Here is a 16,606-nt window from a genome sequence, read left to right as displayed (position 1 = left end):
GCAGAAGAGGCCACGAGACATAGTGATTACTTAAAGCCTTTCTCTTTGCGAATCAGATCGTACGCTGCCTGAATTTCCTGCGCTTTCTGCTTCGCCATCTCCATCATCTCTGGCGGCAGCCCTTTCGCCACCAGCTTGTCAGGATGATGCTCGCTCATGAGTTTACGGTACGCGCGTTTAATCGTGGTGGCGTCATCGCTGCTCTTCACGCCCAGCACGCTACAGGCATCTTCCAGCGTTGGGCCGCGTTGCGCCTGCTGGAAACCGCCCGAACTGCGCTGACCACCGCCAAACTGCTGGCCACCCTCCATCATGCGCAGAAACTGATCGAACTGGACACGCGAAATGCCCAGCTCTTCAGCAATCACATAGAGCACCTGACGCTCGTTGGGATGCAGTGAGCCGTCGGCAAAGGCGGCCTGAATCTGGATCTCCAGGAACATCCGGATCAGATCGAACCGGCCAAAACAGGCGCTGCGCAGTTCACGCAATTTACTGCGTAACGGGTAATCCGCCTGCTTGCCTTCGCGGAACGCGCGCTGGGCTGCACTGCGGGAGTCACCATGCAGCTGCATCCGTTCCATTAGCAGCGAAGCAATCTGAATATCCGCTTCCGTGACGCGCCCTTTTGACTTGGTCAGATGGCCCATCACCTGAAAGGTGGTGCTGAAAAACAGCGTCTGTCGGGTCTGATTATTTGAGAAGTAAGCCTTGCCTTGCGCACCGCGTACTTTGTCAATCATATGGCCAATGATCAAGCCAATCACAATACCCCAAAAGCCTGCGCCGGAAAGTAATCCCACCGCCAGACCCATAACTTTTCCCCAGTAGCGCATAAACTCCTCAATTCGCCATGCTTGCGGCTGAAAATTGCATTATCATACCTGTCATTTATCTCAGCGCCTAACGGCAACGCTGACAGACCAGGATTAACACTGGCACAACGCCGGGCAGTAAGTTAGTCTCTGACCCGATTGTCGGCATGATGCCAGTTTTCATGGAATTCTCGATACCGCGTATGAAAAAACATATACCTACCCTGCTGGCCACACTGATCGGCGCAGCCATTAGCCAGCAAGCCTTTGCCGACGATTTGATGTCGCAGTGTATGTTAGGCGTGCCGAGTTATAACCGCCCGCTGGTGAACGGTAATACGAACCAGCTGCCTGTCACCATTCACTCTGATGCCGCGAAAGGGAACTATCCCGATGATGCGGTCTTCACCGGCAATGTAAACATTGAGCAGGGCAACAGCCGTATGCAGGCGGATGAAGTTCAGCTTCATCAGCGTCAGCAGGAAGGCCAGACCGCGCCAGTGCGTACCGTCGATGCCCTGGGTAATGTGCACTACGATGACAATCAGGTCATCCTGAAAGGTCCGAAAGCCTGGTCAAACCTCAACAGCAAAGATACCAACGTCTGGAATGGCCAATACCAGATGGTGGATCGTCAGGGACGCGGGACTGCAGACCAGATGAAGCTGCGCGGCGATAACCGCTATACCATCCTGGAAAACGGTACATTTACGTCCTGTCTGCCTGGCTCCAACAGCTGGAGCGTAGTGGGTTCAGAAGTGATCCAGGATCGCGAAGAGGAAGTGGCGGAGATCTGGAACGCCCGCTTTAAGCTCGGTTCCGTTCCGGTGTTCTACAGCCCCTATCTGCAGTTACCGATTGGCGATCGTCGCCGGTCCGGTTTCCTGATCCCGAACGCAAAATATGGCAGCAATAATGGCTTCGAGTTCATTCTGCCCTATTACTGGAACATCGCGCCGCAGGCCGATGCGACCATCACGCCGCACTACATCAGTAAGCGCGGCATGAAGTTTGAAAATGAATTCCGTTATCTGACCACGCTGGGTGCCGGTCTGATGGAATTTGACTACCTCGGCTCCGATAAACAGTATGACAACGACAAAGCGCTGCGCGGCATCGCCGACGATGACAGCTCCGATCGCTGGCTGTTCTACTGGCGTCATGCGGGTGTTTATGACCAGCACTGGCGTTTCAACGCGGACTACACTAAGGTCAGCGACAAATATTACTTCAACGATCTCGACTCGAAGTACTACAGCTCGACTGATAACTACGCCACGCAGAAATTCAGCATAGGCTATGCCGACACTAACTGGGACGCGACGCTCTCCACTAAAGATTTCCAGGTATTCGGCAATAGCAGCAGCGATAACGTTTACCGCGCGATGCCGCAACTGGACGTTAATCTCTATCAGAACGATATTGGCCCGTTTGATGGCCGGATCTATGCTCAGGCGGTGAAATTTACCAACGTCAGCGATCACTACCCTGAAGCAACCCGTTTGCACATTGAGCCGACGCTGAACCTGCCGCTGTCAAACGGCTGGGCCAGTCTGGATACCGAAGCGAAGTTCCTGGCGACCCACTATCAGCAGACTGACGTTGATTACTATAATAATGCGGCCAATGGCCTCAGGGGTGATCAGAGCGGCGAGCTGGATGAGTCGGTCAACCGTACCCTGCCGCAGTTTAAAGTGGATGGACGGCTGGTGTTTGACCGCGATATGAACTCGGCTGCGGGCTATACCCAGACGCTGGAACCGCGCGTACAGTACCTCTATATCCCGTACCGCAATCAAAGCAATATCTATCCCTACGACTCAACATTGCTGCAAACCGACTACACCGGTCTGTTCCGCGACCGTACTTATAGCGGGCTGGATCGCATCGCGTCAGCCAATGAAGTGGCTACCGGTGTCACCTCGCGTATTTATGATACCGATCTGGTTGAACGTTTTAACGTTTCTGTGGGTCAAATCTACTCGTTTACCCCTTCTCGTACTGGTGTGAATCAAACCAGTAAAGAAGATGATACCGGCAGCCTGATTTGGGCTGGTGATACATACTGGAAAATCAGCGATCGCTGGGGCGTCAGAGGTGGGCTGCAATATGACACCAAACTCGACAACGTCTCCCAGGGCAATACCGTACTGGAATACCGTCGTGATGCCGACCGTATGGTGCAACTAAGCTACCGTTACAGCAGCCCGGAATATGTGGCAACGGCGCTGAACAACAGTGCGCTGGTGACAAATCCTATCTTTAAAAACGGGATTTCACAGGTGGGCACTACGGCCAGCTGGCCGATTGCGGATGCATGGTCCGTGGTAGGCGCTTACTACTACGATACCCGCAACACGCGTCCGGCGTCGCAGCTGGTTGGACTGCAATACAGTTCATGCTGTTACGCGATCCGGGTCGGTTACGAACGCAAAATTAACGGCTGGGAAAACAACGACAGTAAATATGACAACCAAATCTCATTCAACATTGAGCTGCGTGGTCTGAGTTCTAACTATGGCTTAGGCACCAACGATATGCTGCGTCAGGGCATTATCCCTTACCAGCCCGCTTTCTGATGTTGTGATGTTTGACAGGCAATCCCGCAGTGCGGAACCAACAATGGATAAAGTATGAAGAACTGGAGAATGCTGATTCTTGGTGTGGCAATCAGTGCTAACACCGCGTTCGCAGCACCACAAGTCGTTGATAAAGTTGCAGCCGTGGTCAATAACGGCGTGGTTCTTGAGAGTGACGTGGACGGCATGATGGGCACGGTTAAATCTCAGGCCCAGCAGGCAGGTCAGCAGTTGCCGGATGATAAAACGTTGCGCCATCAGATTCTGGAACGTCAGATCATGGACAACATCATTCTGCAGATGGGTGAAAAAGCGGGGATCCAGATCAGCGACGAGCAACTGGACCAGGCGATTCAGAACATCGCTGCGCAGAACAGGATGAGCCTTGATCAGTTGCGCAGTCGTCTGGCTTATGACGGCATGAATTACAGCGTTTATCGTTCTCAGATCCGTAAAGAGATGACCATTGCTGAAGTGCGCAATAACGAAGTGCGTCGTCGCGTCACCATTCTGCCGCAGGAAGTCGATACGCTGGCTAACCAGATCGGTTCTCAGAACAGTCAGGGGACAGAACTGAACGTCAGCCATATTCTGCTGCCGCTGCCGGAAAACCCGACGCAGCAGCAGGTTGATGAGCAGGAAACACTGGCGAAACAGCTGGTTGGCGAACTGAAAAATGGCGCGGACTTCGGCAAGATGGCCGTAACCTACTCTGCTGACTCTCAGGCGCTGAAAGGCGGCAACATGGGCTGGGGCAAAATCGAAGAGTTACCAACCCTGTTTGCGCAGGCGCTGGCGACCGCGAAAAAAGGCGATATCGTCGGACCCGTTCGCTCAGGTGTCGGCTTCCATATCCTGAAAGTGAATGACCTGCGTGGCGAGAGCAAAAATGTCTCTGTCACCGAAGTGCATTCGCGTCACATTCTGCTGAAGCCATCGCCGATTCTCACAGATGAACAGGCACGCGCGCAGCTGGAACAGATCGCGGCTGACATCCGCAGTGGCAAAACCACTTTCGCCGCGGCGGCCAAACAGTACTCTGATGACCCGGGTTCGGCGAACCAGGGCGGCGATCTCGGCTGGACCTCTCCGGAAGTCTTTGATCCGGCGTTTCGTGACGCACTGCTGCGCCTGAAAAAAGGTCAGACGAGTCAGCCAGTTCACTCCTCTTTCGGCTGGCATCTGATTCAGTTGCTGGATACCCGTCAGGTGGATAAAACCGATGCAGCCCAGAAAGAGCGTGCTTACCGTATGCTGTTTAACCGTAAGTTCGCAGAAGAAGCACAGACCTGGATGCAGGAACAACGCGCCAGTGCCTACGTGAAGATTCTGGATGGCAATGCGCAGTAATGCCCGTGTAGTGATCACCCCCGGCGAACCTGCCGGGATTGGTCCCGATCTTACTGTTCAGCTGGCCCAGCAGTCGTGGCCGGTTGAACTGGTAGTCTGCGCCTCACCTGCCCTGTTGCAGCAGCGTGCGGCACAACTCGGTTTGCCGCTGACCCTGCGTCCCTATCAGCCTGGCATGGCAGCATTGCCGCAGCAGGCGGGTACGCTGACTATCCTGCCCATCGAAACGGCAGCGCCGGTCACGCCCGGCGAGCTTTGCGTCGCCAACAGCGACTATGTGCTGGCCACCCTGGCGCGCGCCTGTGACGGTTGTCTCGATGGTGAGTTCACTGCCCTGATTACCGGCCCGGTGCACAAAGGCGTCATCAATGATGCCGGCATCGCCTTTACCGGCCATACCGAATTCTTCGCCGATCGCGCGGGCGGCCATCGTGTCGTGATGATGCTGGCGACAGAAGAGCTGCGCGTCGCACTGGCAACTACCCATCTGCCGCTGAAAGATGTCCCCGCTGCGGTAACCCGCGACTGTCTGCATGAAGTGATTACGATTCTGCATCGTGATCTGCAGCAGAAGTTTGCCATTGCCGAGCCGCATATTTACGTCTGTGGTCTTAATCCTCATGCGGGCGAAAGCGGCCACATGGGTCGGGAAGAGATCGAGACCATCACGCCGGCACTCAATGAACTGCGTCAGCAGGGCATTAACCTGACCGGCCCGCTGCCTGCGGATACCCTTTTTCAGCCTAAATATCTGCAATATGCCGATGCGGTGCTGGCGATGTATCACGACCAGGGCCTGCCGGTACTCAAATTCCAGGGGTTTGGCCGGGCGGTGAATATCACCCTGGGCCTGCCCTTTATCCGGACTTCAGTTGACCATGGCACTGCGCTTGAACTCGCTGGTCTGGGTCAGGCTGAACCGGGCAGCTTCATCACGGCGCTTAACCTCGCCATCACTATGATCAAGAGCAGTAATGAATAATCGCGTCCATCAGGGGCACTATGCCCGTAAACGTTTCGGGCAGAACTTCCTGAACGATCAGTACATTATCGACAGCATTGTCTCCGCCATCCATCCACAGCGCGATGAAGCGCTGGTAGAGATCGGTCCGGGCCTGGGTGCCCTGACCGAACCGGTCGGCGAACGCCTCGATAAATTAACGGTGATAGAGCTGGACCGCGACCTCGCTGCGCGTCTGGAAACGCATCCGTTCCTTGGCCCTAAACTGACTATCTTCCAGCAGGATGCCATGACCTTCGACTTCGCCGCGCTGGCGCAGGAGAGAGGCCAGCCGCTGCGGGTATTTGGTAACCTGCCGTACAATATTTCGACCCCGCTGATGTTCCACCTTTTCAGCTATACTGGTTCGATCAAAGATATGCACTTCATGCTGCAGAAAGAAGTGGTCAATCGTCTGGTCGCCGGTCCGGGTAGTAAGACCTACGGTCGTCTGACGGTGATGGCGCAATATTACTGCCAGGTCATTCCGGTGCTGGAAGTGCCTCCGCACTCTTTTACACCGCCACCGAAAGTAGACTCTGCCGTGGTGCGTCTGGTGCCGTATGCCGAGCCACCATATCCGGTCAGCGATGTGCGTATTCTGAGCCGCATTACCACTGAAGCGTTCGGCCAGCGACGTAAAACGCTGCGCAACAGCCTGAGCCACATGGTGGCTGCCGGTGCGCTGGAAGAGTTATCCATAGATCCAACCCTGCGTGCCGAGAACGTCTCCGTCGCGCAATATTGTCAGCTGGCGAACTGGCTGGCCAATCATCAGGGAAAATCGCAGGAGTAAGTCATGAGTGAAACGGCCCGCGTCTCCGTCCATGTGCAAAGCCAGTACGTCGCCTCACAATCCTCACCGGATGACGATCGCTACGTCTTCGCCTATACCATTACGATACGCAATCTGGGCCGTTCCGCTGTGCAACTGCTGGGACGTTACTGGCTGATTACCAATGGTAACGGCCGCGAAACGGAGGTTCAGGGCGAAGGCGTGGTCGGTGAACAGCCATGTATTGCGCCTGGTAATGAATTTCAGTACACCAGCGGTGCGGTGATCGAAACGCCGATGGGCACCATGCAGGGACATTACGTGATGGTCGACGAACAGGGTGAAACCTTCCACGTCGAGATCCCGGTGTTCCGCCTCGCCATTCAGACCCACATTCATTGATTTACACGCTTTTTGCCCGTTAAATCGGGCACCTTCCTGATGGATAAAACGTTATGAGCACATACCTGATTGGCGATGTTCACGGTTGCTACGATGAATTACGTGCGTTGCTGCAACAGGTCGATTTCAATCCTGAGCAGGATACGCTGTGGCTGACCGGCGACCTGGTGGCACGCGGTCCAGGCTCCCTTGACGTCCTGCGCTACGTGAAATCGCTGGGTGACGCGGTACGTCTGGTGCTGGGCAATCACGATTTGCATCTGCTGGCGGTTTACGCCGGGATCAGCCGTAACAAGCCTAAAGATCGCCTGACCCCCCTGCTCGAAGCGGACGATGCAGATGAGCTGATCAACTGGCTACGTCGTCAGCCGCTATTACAGGTGGATGAAGAGAAAAAACTGGTGATGGGCCACGCCGGTATCACACCGCAGTGGGATATCGAAACCGCGAAAAAGTGTGCGCGTGAAGTGGAAGCGGTTCTCGCCAGCGACAGTTATCCGCTGTTCCTGGATGCCATGTATGGCGATATGCCGAACAACTGGAGTGAGGATTTGACCGGCCTGGCGCGTCTGCGCTTTAGCACCAACGCCCTGACGCGCATGCGTTACTGCTTCCCCAACGGTCAGCTGGACATGATCTGCAAAGATGCCCCTGAATCCGCCCTTCCGCCGCTGAAACCCTGGTTTAACATCGAGGGGCCGGTTGCACGTGACTACACCATCGTGTTTGGTCACTGGGCATCACTGGAAGGCAAAGGGACACCAGACGGCATTATCGGTCTGGATACCGGCTGCTGCTGGGGCGGAACGCTGACCCTGCTGCACTGGGAAGATCAGCGTTATGTCGTGCAGCCTTCCAATCGCGAACAAGCGCTGGCCTCCAGCGACAGTCTCGCACCGCCTGCGTTATAACGGCGATGCTGGTCAGTCAGGCCAGCATCCTGTTTTATGCACCGATAATGCCGCCATCTTCGCGGGTGATCATGATCACCGACGAACGTGGACGCGGGCTGTTATTGGGAAAGTGTGAGTCACCCTCTTCACCGGGATGCTGCACATTCACGAACAGCGTTTTGTAGTCGGGCGTGAAGGTAATACCGGTAAGCTCGCACGATTTGGGGCCGACCATAAACCGGCGGATCTCTCCACTGTCAGGATCTCCCACCAGCATCTGATTATTCCCCTGCCCCTGATAATCCTCTTTGTTACTGTACTTGCCGTCGGTCAGGATCCACAAGCGCCCCTGCGCATCAAATCCCAGGCCATCCGGGCTGTTGAAGGTGTTCTCCGCCGTGATGTTAGGTGTGCCGCGATAAACCCCTTCAGGATGTGCTATCGGGTTGCCACACAAGGCATAGATATCCCACTCAAAGGTCTGTGCAGTGGCATCGCCCTTCTCATCCCAGCGGATAATCTGACCGTAAATATTTTTTGGCCGCGGATTCGCTGCATTGACCGGCATGCCTTCATTCCCGCGCTTGTTGTTGTTGGTCAGCGTGCAGTAGGCACGACCATCGTGTGGGTTAACGGCAATCCACTCGGGCCGGTCCATCCGCGTGGCGTTAACGACATCGGCCGCCGCACGCGCATTGATCAAAACATCTGCCTGGCTATTGAATCCCTTTTCAGCGGTGAGTCCATTTTCGCCCCACTTCAGCGCCAGCCAGCGCCCGGTGCCTTTCAGCGGTGTGCCCTGCGCATCACCGTTGAACTGCGCCACATAGAGCGTGCCCTTATCCAGCAGTCCGTGATTGGCTTTAGCATCATCCGGGATGACCTTGTCGTCGGAGACATATTTATAGATATATTCGCCGCGCTCGTCGTCGCCCATATAAACCACCAGCTGGCCGGTTTTCGCGACCGTCACGGCGGCATTCTCGTGCTTAAAGCGGCCCAGCGCGGTCCGCTTTACCGGCACGGAGTGAGGATCGAAAGGATCGATTTCGACGATCCAGCCGTGACGGTTGAATTCGTTGGGATTCTTAGCGATATCGAAGCGGGGATCAAAGTCAGACCAGTTGCGCTCCGGCTCGGCGGCATTCAGGGTATAGCGCTTCTGCTGTGGGGTCGGGGTAAAGTCGGCCTGATGGGTACCAAAGTAGGTATCGTAGTTCTCTTCACAGGTGAGATAGGTGCCCCACGGCGTTTTGCCGTTGGCGCAGTTACCAAAGGTGCCCAGGACATTCATTCCCTGCGGATCGGCCGCAGTCTGCAGCGCTTTATCCCCTGCGGCCGGACCGGAGAAGCGCATCGGGGTATTGGCGGTAATGCGGCGGTTATAGTCAGAAGGACGTACCACCTGCCAGCGATTGTCCTCACCCCGTTTGACTTCAACGATGGAGATACCGTGCGCCGCCTGCGACTTTTTGACATCTTCCAGGCTGGTCGCTTTACTGCCGCCGTGGGCAAATAGCGTCGGCTCGTTCACGTATTCATTGTTAATCGCCATCACGCCACGCTGGTCATTAATCGCGAAGAAGCTCATCCCATCGTTGTTGTCACCGAACTGCTTTTCCTGATCTTCTGCGCTATTGTTGCCGTGCGGGTCAAACGCGACCGCGCCATTCACCAGCGGATCACCCCAGGAGATCAGCACGTCAGCACGATAGCCCGGTGCGACCACAACCTCATCGGCCGTAGATGCGGCAATCGCCTGAAAGCCCAGCAGTGGGCTGCCGGCAGGCTTTGTCTGCGCCAGTACGTTTCCTGAAAGCGTGAGGCTGCCGCTGAGAAAGCCGGTCAGCCCTATCGCGCCGGAACCGGCAAGAAATTTACGACGATGTGGATCACGAAGGCGGTCAGTGCTTAATGCGGAGAGTTCGGTTTTCATTATTGATTGCTTCCTTTATGACGATCCCAGAAAAGAAGCAATGCTAATGAACAGAGATGACAGCCAGGTTACAGCCAGGCGGAAAGAGGATTAACGGCGACGGTCGAGGATCTCAAAACAGTAGCTGTGAGAGTTCTGCTCATCAGCGTCGTGGAATTCGCTGAAAGTGGACTGCCATTCGTCCGGCTCGTAATCCGGGAACTGCGTATCACCTTCTACTTCCGCATCAATGTGCGTCAGATAAAGACGATCGGCACGCTTCAGCATCTGCTCATAGACGCGGCCACCGCCAATCACCATGATCTCCTCAGCGTCTCCGGCTGCCTGTAACGCCTCATCCAGCGACGTAACCCAGGTCACGCCTTCTGTGGTGCCTGGCTTACTGCTGACAACAATGTTCAGTCGTCCAGGTAACGGACGGCCAATGGATTCAAAGGTCAATCGCCCCATAATCACCGGTTTCTTCAGCGTATTGCACTTGAACCACGCCAGATCTGCAGGCAGGTCCCACGGCATGGCGTTCTCCATTCCAATAATGCGATCTGCTGCTAATGCCGCGATAAGACTAATCATGTTAACCACTCACTGAAAAAAATTGGCGCCATGATACGTAAAGGTGAAACTTTCGTCGATAGGGGGAAAGGTCTATTTGCGTAAAGCTTTTCATGATGCCGTTTTTCGCGGCCTGTGCAGCGTTTTTCACCGCGTAATCGCGTCAGTTTGCCGCAGCGCGCCAGCGACTGGCCTCAGGCTGGCACAAAAAGCGTGCGCAAAAGAAAACGGCTCCCGCAGGAGCCGTCAGGGTTATCAGAAGTCGTAGCGCAGACGCACCAGATTCATATCACCCAGGTTATCGGTGCTGGAGGTAAAGACATGTTCGTAATCAACACGGAAACCGTAGTCGAGGAACAGCGTCACACCCAGACCGTTGTCGATGCGCTGGTAATCACGGCCAGTCGCATACTCGATGCGGTCACCCATGACATAAGGCTGGATGGCTTTCAGACCGTACTGCGCCACCGGGATCTTGTAACCGGCGAAATATTCAATGCCCCACGCATCGCCAGCAAAGTAGTCATGCACATCTTTGCGTTTGGTGGTCATGAAGTTCTGATACCAGCCGCCACCGGCTGACAGCGTCCAGTTGCCTGGTGTCCAGCTCAGTGCGGTGCCGTAGATGTTCTGGTCGTAATCGCGGCTGTCGCCGTTGTTCGGATTACGCATCGCCGCGCGAGTGTAGTTCCACGCCGTGCCCCAGCTCAGATCCTCAGTGATGTGGTAATCCACGCCCAGTGAGCCGCCGCCTTTGCGCTTATAGCGCAGGCCGTTGCCTGGCAGATACTCGTTATCTTCGAACAGATAAGAAGCGTAGATATCCGCGTCGCCGAAGCTGTTTTTGTACTTCAGCTGCTTACGTGAACGGTAAGATCCATCGTAGTCGCCGTTGATTCCGTTGCCCGGTGCCTGGCCGATCATGTCGTAATCCCAGATATCCGTTTTGGCGCCCACGGTGTCATAATAGACGCTGTTCTGCTGACCAAAGGTAAGCTGACCCCAGGTTTTGCTTTTCAGACCGGTGTAGAGCTGGCGACGCGTGGTGTTATTGGCACCATCGGCATAGTGACGATCCCAGCTGAACACCGCCGGTACGTTAACACCCAGCTCGTAGTAGCTGATCCAGCTCACGTCATCAAACAGGTAATAGTCAGCGCCAAAACGGAAACGGGTGCCACCATCGAAACCGTCGCGCTTGTAGGATTTGTCATCCACGCCGGTCTGATGATTGACCTGAGCACGGATGCTGCCGCCAACATTCAGCGTAAGGCGGCTAAGTGGATCGCCCGCCTGCGGATCCTGTTTCAACAGGGTAATTTCCGCCTGGCTGGCAAAAGGAAGAATAGCCATCAGTGCAGCCACTGCACTCAGAGAAAAAGTACGCATTTTCATTTTTTATTTATGTCCTGATACGCTCCAGTGATGAGCGGCAGGCATAGTACTGGCGAAAAATCCGCACAGGAAGTGTTTATCTTATAAATTTGTGCGAACCGGCGTTATTCGCACCTATAGCTAAAAAATTAAGCCAAATCAGTTACTTTAACGCAAACTCCAGACTCTTCCTGGACCTCAATTTCGGATTATCGCCAGAGAAGTGGCAAAAAAAACGGCTCCCGAAGGAGCCGTTTTTCACATTACATTACCTTACATCGCCTTTATCTGGGCATGCATTTCCTGAACGGAGATAACCTGTTCCGTCGGGTCTGCATTCAGCGCCATCGCGGTGGCGAAGCCGCCGTTCAGCGTGGTGTCGTAATGCACTTTATACTGCAGTGCGCTGCGGCGAATCAGCTTCGAATCTTCAATCGCCTGACGACCCGCCGTTGTATTGACGATGTAGCTATACTCGCCATTCTTCAGGCGGTCCTGAATGTGCGGACGTCCTTCATGCACCTTGTTGACCAGGCGCGGGTTGATGCCCGCTTCGCCCAGCACCACCGCGGTGCCGTGAGTCGCATCCAGTTCGAAACCAAACTTCTGCAGCTTCGCGGCCAGGTCGACGATACGTTTCTTGTCGCCTTCACGCACAGACAGCAGCGCACGGCCTGACTTCTTCATATTGCTCTGGGCACCCAGCATCGCTTTGGAGAACGCCTCAGCGAACGTGCGGCCCACACCCATGACTTCACCAGTTGAGCGCATTTCTGGACCCAGAATCGGGTCAACGCCCTGGAACTTGTTGAACGGCAGCACCACTTCTTTGACCGAGTAGTAAGGCGGGATCACCTCTTCCGTCACGCCCTGCTCTGCCAGTGTTTTACCTGCCATCACGCGCGCAGCCACTTTCGCCAGCGGTACACCGGTCGCTTTAGAGACGAACGGAACGGTACGCGCCGCACGTGGGTTCACTTCGATCAGATAGACTTCGTTGTCTTTCACCGCGAACTGAACGTTCATCAGGCCACGAACGTTCAGCTCAAACGCCAGTTTCTCAACCTGCTGGCGCATCACATTCTGAATCTCCTGATTCAGCGTGTAGGCCGGCAGTGAACAGGCGGAGTCACCGGAGTGAACACCAGCCTGCTCAATGTGTTCCATAATGCCGCCAATCAGTACCCGCTCACCGTCGCAAATCGCATCCACATCCACTTCGACAGCATCATCCAGGAAGCGATCCAGCAGTACCGGCGCATCATTGGAAACCGAGACTGCCGTCTGGAAGTAGCGTCTGAGGTCGATCTCGTCGTAGACGATCTCCATGGCACGGCCACCCAGTACATAAGAAGGACGCACCACCAGCGGATAACCCAGGCCAGCCGCTTTCTCGACTGCCTGCTCCAGCGTCGCTACCGTGGCGTTAGCTGGTTGCTTCAGTTTCAGGCGATCAACCGCCTGCTGGAAACGTTCACGGTCTTCCGCACGGTCAATAGAATCCGGGCTGGTGCCGATAACCGGTACGCCTGCGGCTTCCAGCGCACGCGCCAGTTTCAGCGGAGTCTGACCGCCATACTGTACGATGACGCCTTTTGGCTGCTCGATGCGCACAATCTCCAGCACATCTTCCAGCGTGACCGGCTCAAAGTAGAGGCGGTCAGAGGTGTCGTAATCGGTCGAGACCGTTTCCGGGTTACAGTTCACCATAATGGTCTGGTAACCATCTTCACGCAGCGCCAGAGCGGCATGAACGCAGCAGTAGTCGAATTCGATACCCTGACCGATACGGTTTGGCCCACCACCCAGAATCATGATTTTTTCACGATCCGGACTCGGGTTGGCTTCGCACTCCTCCTCATAGGTGGAGTACATATAGGCCGTATTCGTCGCGAACTCGGCGGCACAGGTATCCACCCGCTTATAAACCGGATGCAGGTTAAACTGCTGACGCAGCTTGCGGATTTCGCTCTCAGCCACACCTGCCAGCGTCGCCAGCCGCGCATCGGCAAAGCCTTTACGCTTCAGAGTACGCAGGAACGTGGCATCCAGGCTATTCACCCCTTCGCTTGCCACCTGATCTTCCAGCCGTACCAGCTCTTCAATCTGCACCAGGAACCAGCGGTCAATGTTGGTCAGATTGAACACGCCATCTACTGACATACCGGCACGGAATGCATCAGCGATGTACCAGATGCGGTCTGAACCGGCATCTTTCAGCTCGCGGCGGATGCGGGTTAACGCTTCCGGGTCATCAAGGTGCACTTTCGGGTCAAAACCGTTAGCGCCGACTTCCAGGCCGCGCAGCGCTTTCTGCATGGACTCCTGGAAAGTACGGCCAATCGCCATCACTTCACCCACCGATTTCATCTGCGTGGTCAGGCGATCGTTGGCACCGGCAAATTTCTCAAAGTTGAAACGCGGGATCTTGGTGACGACGTAGTCGATTGACGGTTCAAACGAGGCTGGTGTTAAACCGCCAGTGATATCGTTCATCAGCTCGTCGAGGGTGTAGCCGACTGCCAGTTTGGCCGCCACTTTAGCAATCGGGAAGCCAGTCGCTTTTGACGCCAGCGCCGAAGAGCGCGACACGCGTGGGTTCATCTCGATGACAATCAGGCGACCATCTTTCGGGTTAACTGAGAACTGCACGTTGGAGCCACCGGTCTCAACACCGATTTCACGCAGTACCGCCAGCGAGGCGTTACGCATGATCTGATACTCTTTGTCGGTCAGCGTCTGGGCAGGCGCCACCGTGATGGAGTCACCGGTGTGGATCCCCATCGCATCGAAGTTTTCAATTGAGCAGACGATGATGCAGTTGTCGTTTTTATCGCGCACTACTTCCATCTCATACTCTTTCCAGCCAATCAGCGACTCATCAATCAGCAGCTCATTGGTTGGTGAGAGGTCGAGACCACGTTCGCAAATCTCTTCAAACTCTTCGCGGTTGTAGGCGATGCCGCCACCGGTTCCGCCCATAGTAAATGAGGGACGGATAATGCACGGGAAGCCAACATCTTCTGCCACGGCCAGCGCTTCTTCCATGGTGTGCGCAATGCCGGAGCGCGCGGTATCCAGACCGATGCTTTTCATCGCCACGTCGAAGCGACGACGATCTTCCGCTTTGTCGATCGCATCAGCCGTCGCGCCAATCATCGTGACGCCAAACTCTTCCAGCACGCCATGACGCTCCAGCTCCAGCGCACAGTTCAGCGCTGTCTGTCCGCCCATCGTTGGCAATACCGCATCCGGGCGCTCTTTTTCGATGATTTTGCGCACCACTTCCCAGTGAATCGGCTCAATGTAGGTCGCATCGGCCATTTCCGGGTCGGTCATGATCGTCGCCGGGTTCGAGTTTACCAGAATGACGCGGTAACCCTCTTCACGCAGCGCTTTACACGCCTGCGCACCGGAATAGTCAAATTCGCAGGCCTGGCCGATCACAATCGGACCGGCACCAAGAATCAGGATGGATTTTAGGTCTGTACGTTTTGGCATGTATTAGCTCCTGATTACTTCGCTTGCAGACGGAATGCGTCAATCAATTCAATAAAGTGGTCAAACAGCGGTGCGGCATCACCCGGACCCGGGCTGGCTTCCGGGTGTCCCTGGAAGCTGAATGCAGGCTTATCAGTGCGATGAATGCCCTGCACCGTTTTATCGAACAACGAAATGTGGGTGACACGCAGGTTCGCAGGCAGATTGTTCTCATCGACCGCAAAACCGTGGTTCTGCGCGGTAATCATCACGCGGTTTTTTTCGAGATCTTTCACCGGATGGTTGCCGCCGTGGTGGCCGAGCTTCATCTTCACGGTCTTAGCCCCGCTGGCCAGCGCCAGCAGCTGATGCCCCAGGCAGATACCGAACACCGGAATCTCTGTCTTCAGGAAGGACTGAATCGCGCTGATCGCGTAGTCGCACGGCTCCGGGTCACCGGGACCGTTGGAGAGGAAAATGCCGTCAGGACTTAGCTTCAGAACCTCTTCGGCAGGTGTCTGTGCCGGAACCACGGTCAGACGACAGCCGCGATCGACTAGCATGCGCAGGATGTTGCGCTTAGCGCCGTAATCGTAAGCCACTACATGATAAGGCAGCGACTCCGCAGTAGCCTGCTCTGGCAGACCCGCGTCCAGCGTCCAGCTGCCCTGCTGCCAGCTGTAAGTCTCCGTAGTGCAGACCTCTTTCGCCAGATCCATTCCTTTCAGTCCCGGAAACGCCTGGGCTTTTTGCAGCGCCAGCGCAGCATCCGGATTGTCGCCAGCAATAATGCAGCCGTTCTGCGCCCCTTTCTCACGCAGCAGGCGCGTCAGCTTGCGGGTATCAATATCGGCAATCGCCACGATGTTGTTGCGCTGCAGGTAAGCAGATAAGCCCTCTTCGCTACGGAAGTTGCTGGCAATCAGCGGCAGGTCACGAATAACCAGGCCCTGCGCATGAATCTGGCTGGATTCTTCGTCGGCGGCATTAGCACCGACATTACCGATATGGGGATAAGTGAGAGTGACGATTTGGCGGGAATAGGAAGGATCAGTGAGGATTTCTTGATAACCGGTCATTGAAGTGTTGAAAACGACTTCTCCCACTGCCGATCCTGTTGCCCCTATGGCCCGACCGTGGAATTGGGTTCCGTCTTCCAGAACCAGGATTGCTGACTTGATCAAAACATCCTCCAGGGAATAAACAGTCAATATATCTGCATATTAATTCAAAATAGCCGCCTGAATCAATGCAAAAACCGCCTGAATTGTCGATTTTTGGCAAATTGCGCGCATTCTAATGATCGCCCTGGTCATTGTCTACCCTGCAGTGGAATTTTTTCATACTTATCTGCCTTATGAGGAAAAAAACGGGCATGAGCGGCAAAAAGAGGGGAAAACTCGGCTAAATAATCGTTTGCCAGGCAGCCTAAAAACTAAATTAGCGCAAC

12 protein-coding genes are annotated in these 16,606 nt (G+C 55.1%); 6 read left to right on the top strand and 6 right to left on the bottom strand.

Going from position 1 to position 16,606, the window contains the following annotated elements; all coding sequences use genetic code 11:
- Nucleotides 1–26: 26 nt before the first annotated feature.
- On the bottom strand, nucleotides 27–836 hold the full coding sequence (gene djlA / locus NIM72_RS15230) for a co-chaperone DjlA (protein WP_013356743.1): 810 nt from the start codon (nucleotides 834–836) through the stop codon (nucleotides 27–29).
- Nucleotides 837–1,018: 182 nt separating this feature from the next.
- On the opposite strand from djlA, the gene lptD reads away from it, so the two are divergent.
- The 6 genes from lptD to apaH are packed head-to-tail and all read left to right on the top strand — an operon-like array spanning nucleotide 1,019 to nucleotide 7,832.
- A complete protein-coding gene (gene lptD, locus NIM72_RS15225; RefSeq protein ID WP_161731660.1) occupies nucleotides 1,019–3,394 on the top strand; it encodes an LPS assembly protein LptD in 2,376 nt (791 codons plus the stop codon).
- 54 nt (nucleotides 3,395–3,448) lie between these two features.
- Nucleotides 3,449–4,744 (top strand): peptidylprolyl isomerase SurA, encoded by a 1,296-nt coding sequence (surA, locus tag NIM72_RS15220; protein WP_161731662.1) that lies wholly within the window; start codon nucleotides 3,449–3,451, stop codon nucleotides 4,742–4,744.
- Complete coding sequence (pdxA, locus tag NIM72_RS15215) at nucleotides 4,734–5,726, top strand: 4-hydroxythreonine-4-phosphate dehydrogenase PdxA (protein WP_161731664.1); 993 nt, start codon at nucleotides 4,734–4,736, stop codon at nucleotides 5,724–5,726. Before surA ends, pdxA begins: the two co-directional genes overlap by 11 nt.
- Entirely contained in the window at nucleotides 5,719–6,540 is an 822-nt protein-coding gene (rsmA, locus tag NIM72_RS15210) for a 16S rRNA (adenine(1518)-N(6)/adenine(1519)-N(6))-dimethyltransferase RsmA (RefSeq protein ID WP_161731666.1), read from the top strand. The genes pdxA and rsmA overlap by 8 nt, the downstream gene beginning before the upstream one ends.
- 3 nt (nucleotides 6,541–6,543) lie before the next feature.
- Nucleotides 6,544–6,921, top strand: a complete 378-nt coding sequence (apaG, locus tag NIM72_RS15205; RefSeq protein ID WP_253421066.1) for a Co2+/Mg2+ efflux protein ApaG — start codon at nucleotides 6,544–6,546, stop codon at nucleotides 6,919–6,921.
- 53 nt (nucleotides 6,922–6,974) lie between these two features.
- Complete coding sequence (gene apaH, locus NIM72_RS15200; protein WP_161731670.1) at nucleotides 6,975–7,832, top strand: bis(5'-nucleosyl)-tetraphosphatase (symmetrical) ApaH; 858 nt, start codon at nucleotides 6,975–6,977, stop codon at nucleotides 7,830–7,832.
- Nucleotides 7,833–7,866: 34 nt separating this feature from the next.
- Here the strand turns inward: apaH and NIM72_RS15195 are convergent, their stop codons facing one another.
- The 5 genes from NIM72_RS15195 to carA form a co-directional block, all read right to left on the bottom strand.
- On the bottom strand, nucleotides 7,867–9,750 hold the full coding sequence (locus NIM72_RS15195; RefSeq protein WP_161731672.1) for a PhoX family phosphatase: 1,884 nt from the start codon (nucleotides 9,748–9,750) through the stop codon (nucleotides 7,867–7,869).
- A 90-nt stretch (nucleotides 9,751–9,840) separates the two neighbouring features.
- Nucleotides 9,841–10,323 carry a type 3 dihydrofolate reductase gene (folA, locus tag NIM72_RS15190; RefSeq protein WP_161731674.1) on the bottom strand — a complete coding sequence of 161 codons (483 nt, stop codon included), beginning with the start codon at nucleotides 10,321–10,323 and terminating at the stop codon, nucleotides 9,841–9,843.
- A 234-nt stretch (nucleotides 10,324–10,557) separates the two neighbouring features.
- Complete coding sequence (locus NIM72_RS15185) at nucleotides 10,558–11,697, bottom strand: porin (protein ID WP_161731676.1); 1,140 nt, start codon at nucleotides 11,695–11,697, stop codon at nucleotides 10,558–10,560.
- Nucleotides 11,698–11,949: 252 nt separating this feature from the next.
- Nucleotides 11,950–15,177, bottom strand: coding sequence for a carbamoyl-phosphate synthase large subunit (gene carB / locus NIM72_RS15180; protein ID WP_161731678.1), 3,228 nt, complete (start codon nucleotides 15,175–15,177; stop codon nucleotides 11,950–11,952).
- Nucleotides 15,178–15,191: 14 nt separating this feature from the next.
- Complete coding sequence (gene carA, locus NIM72_RS15175) at nucleotides 15,192–16,340, bottom strand: glutamine-hydrolyzing carbamoyl-phosphate synthase small subunit (RefSeq protein WP_161731680.1); 1,149 nt, start codon at nucleotides 16,338–16,340, stop codon at nucleotides 15,192–15,194.
- Nucleotides 16,341–16,606: the final 266 nt, after the last annotated feature.

The organism is Pantoea sp. B550 (assembly GCF_024158165.1).
In the GTDB taxonomy this organism is placed as follows: Bacteria; Pseudomonadota; Gammaproteobacteria; order Enterobacterales; family Enterobacteriaceae; genus Pantoea; species Pantoea alfalfae.
This window is presented reverse-complemented; position numbering and strand designations above follow the sequence as displayed.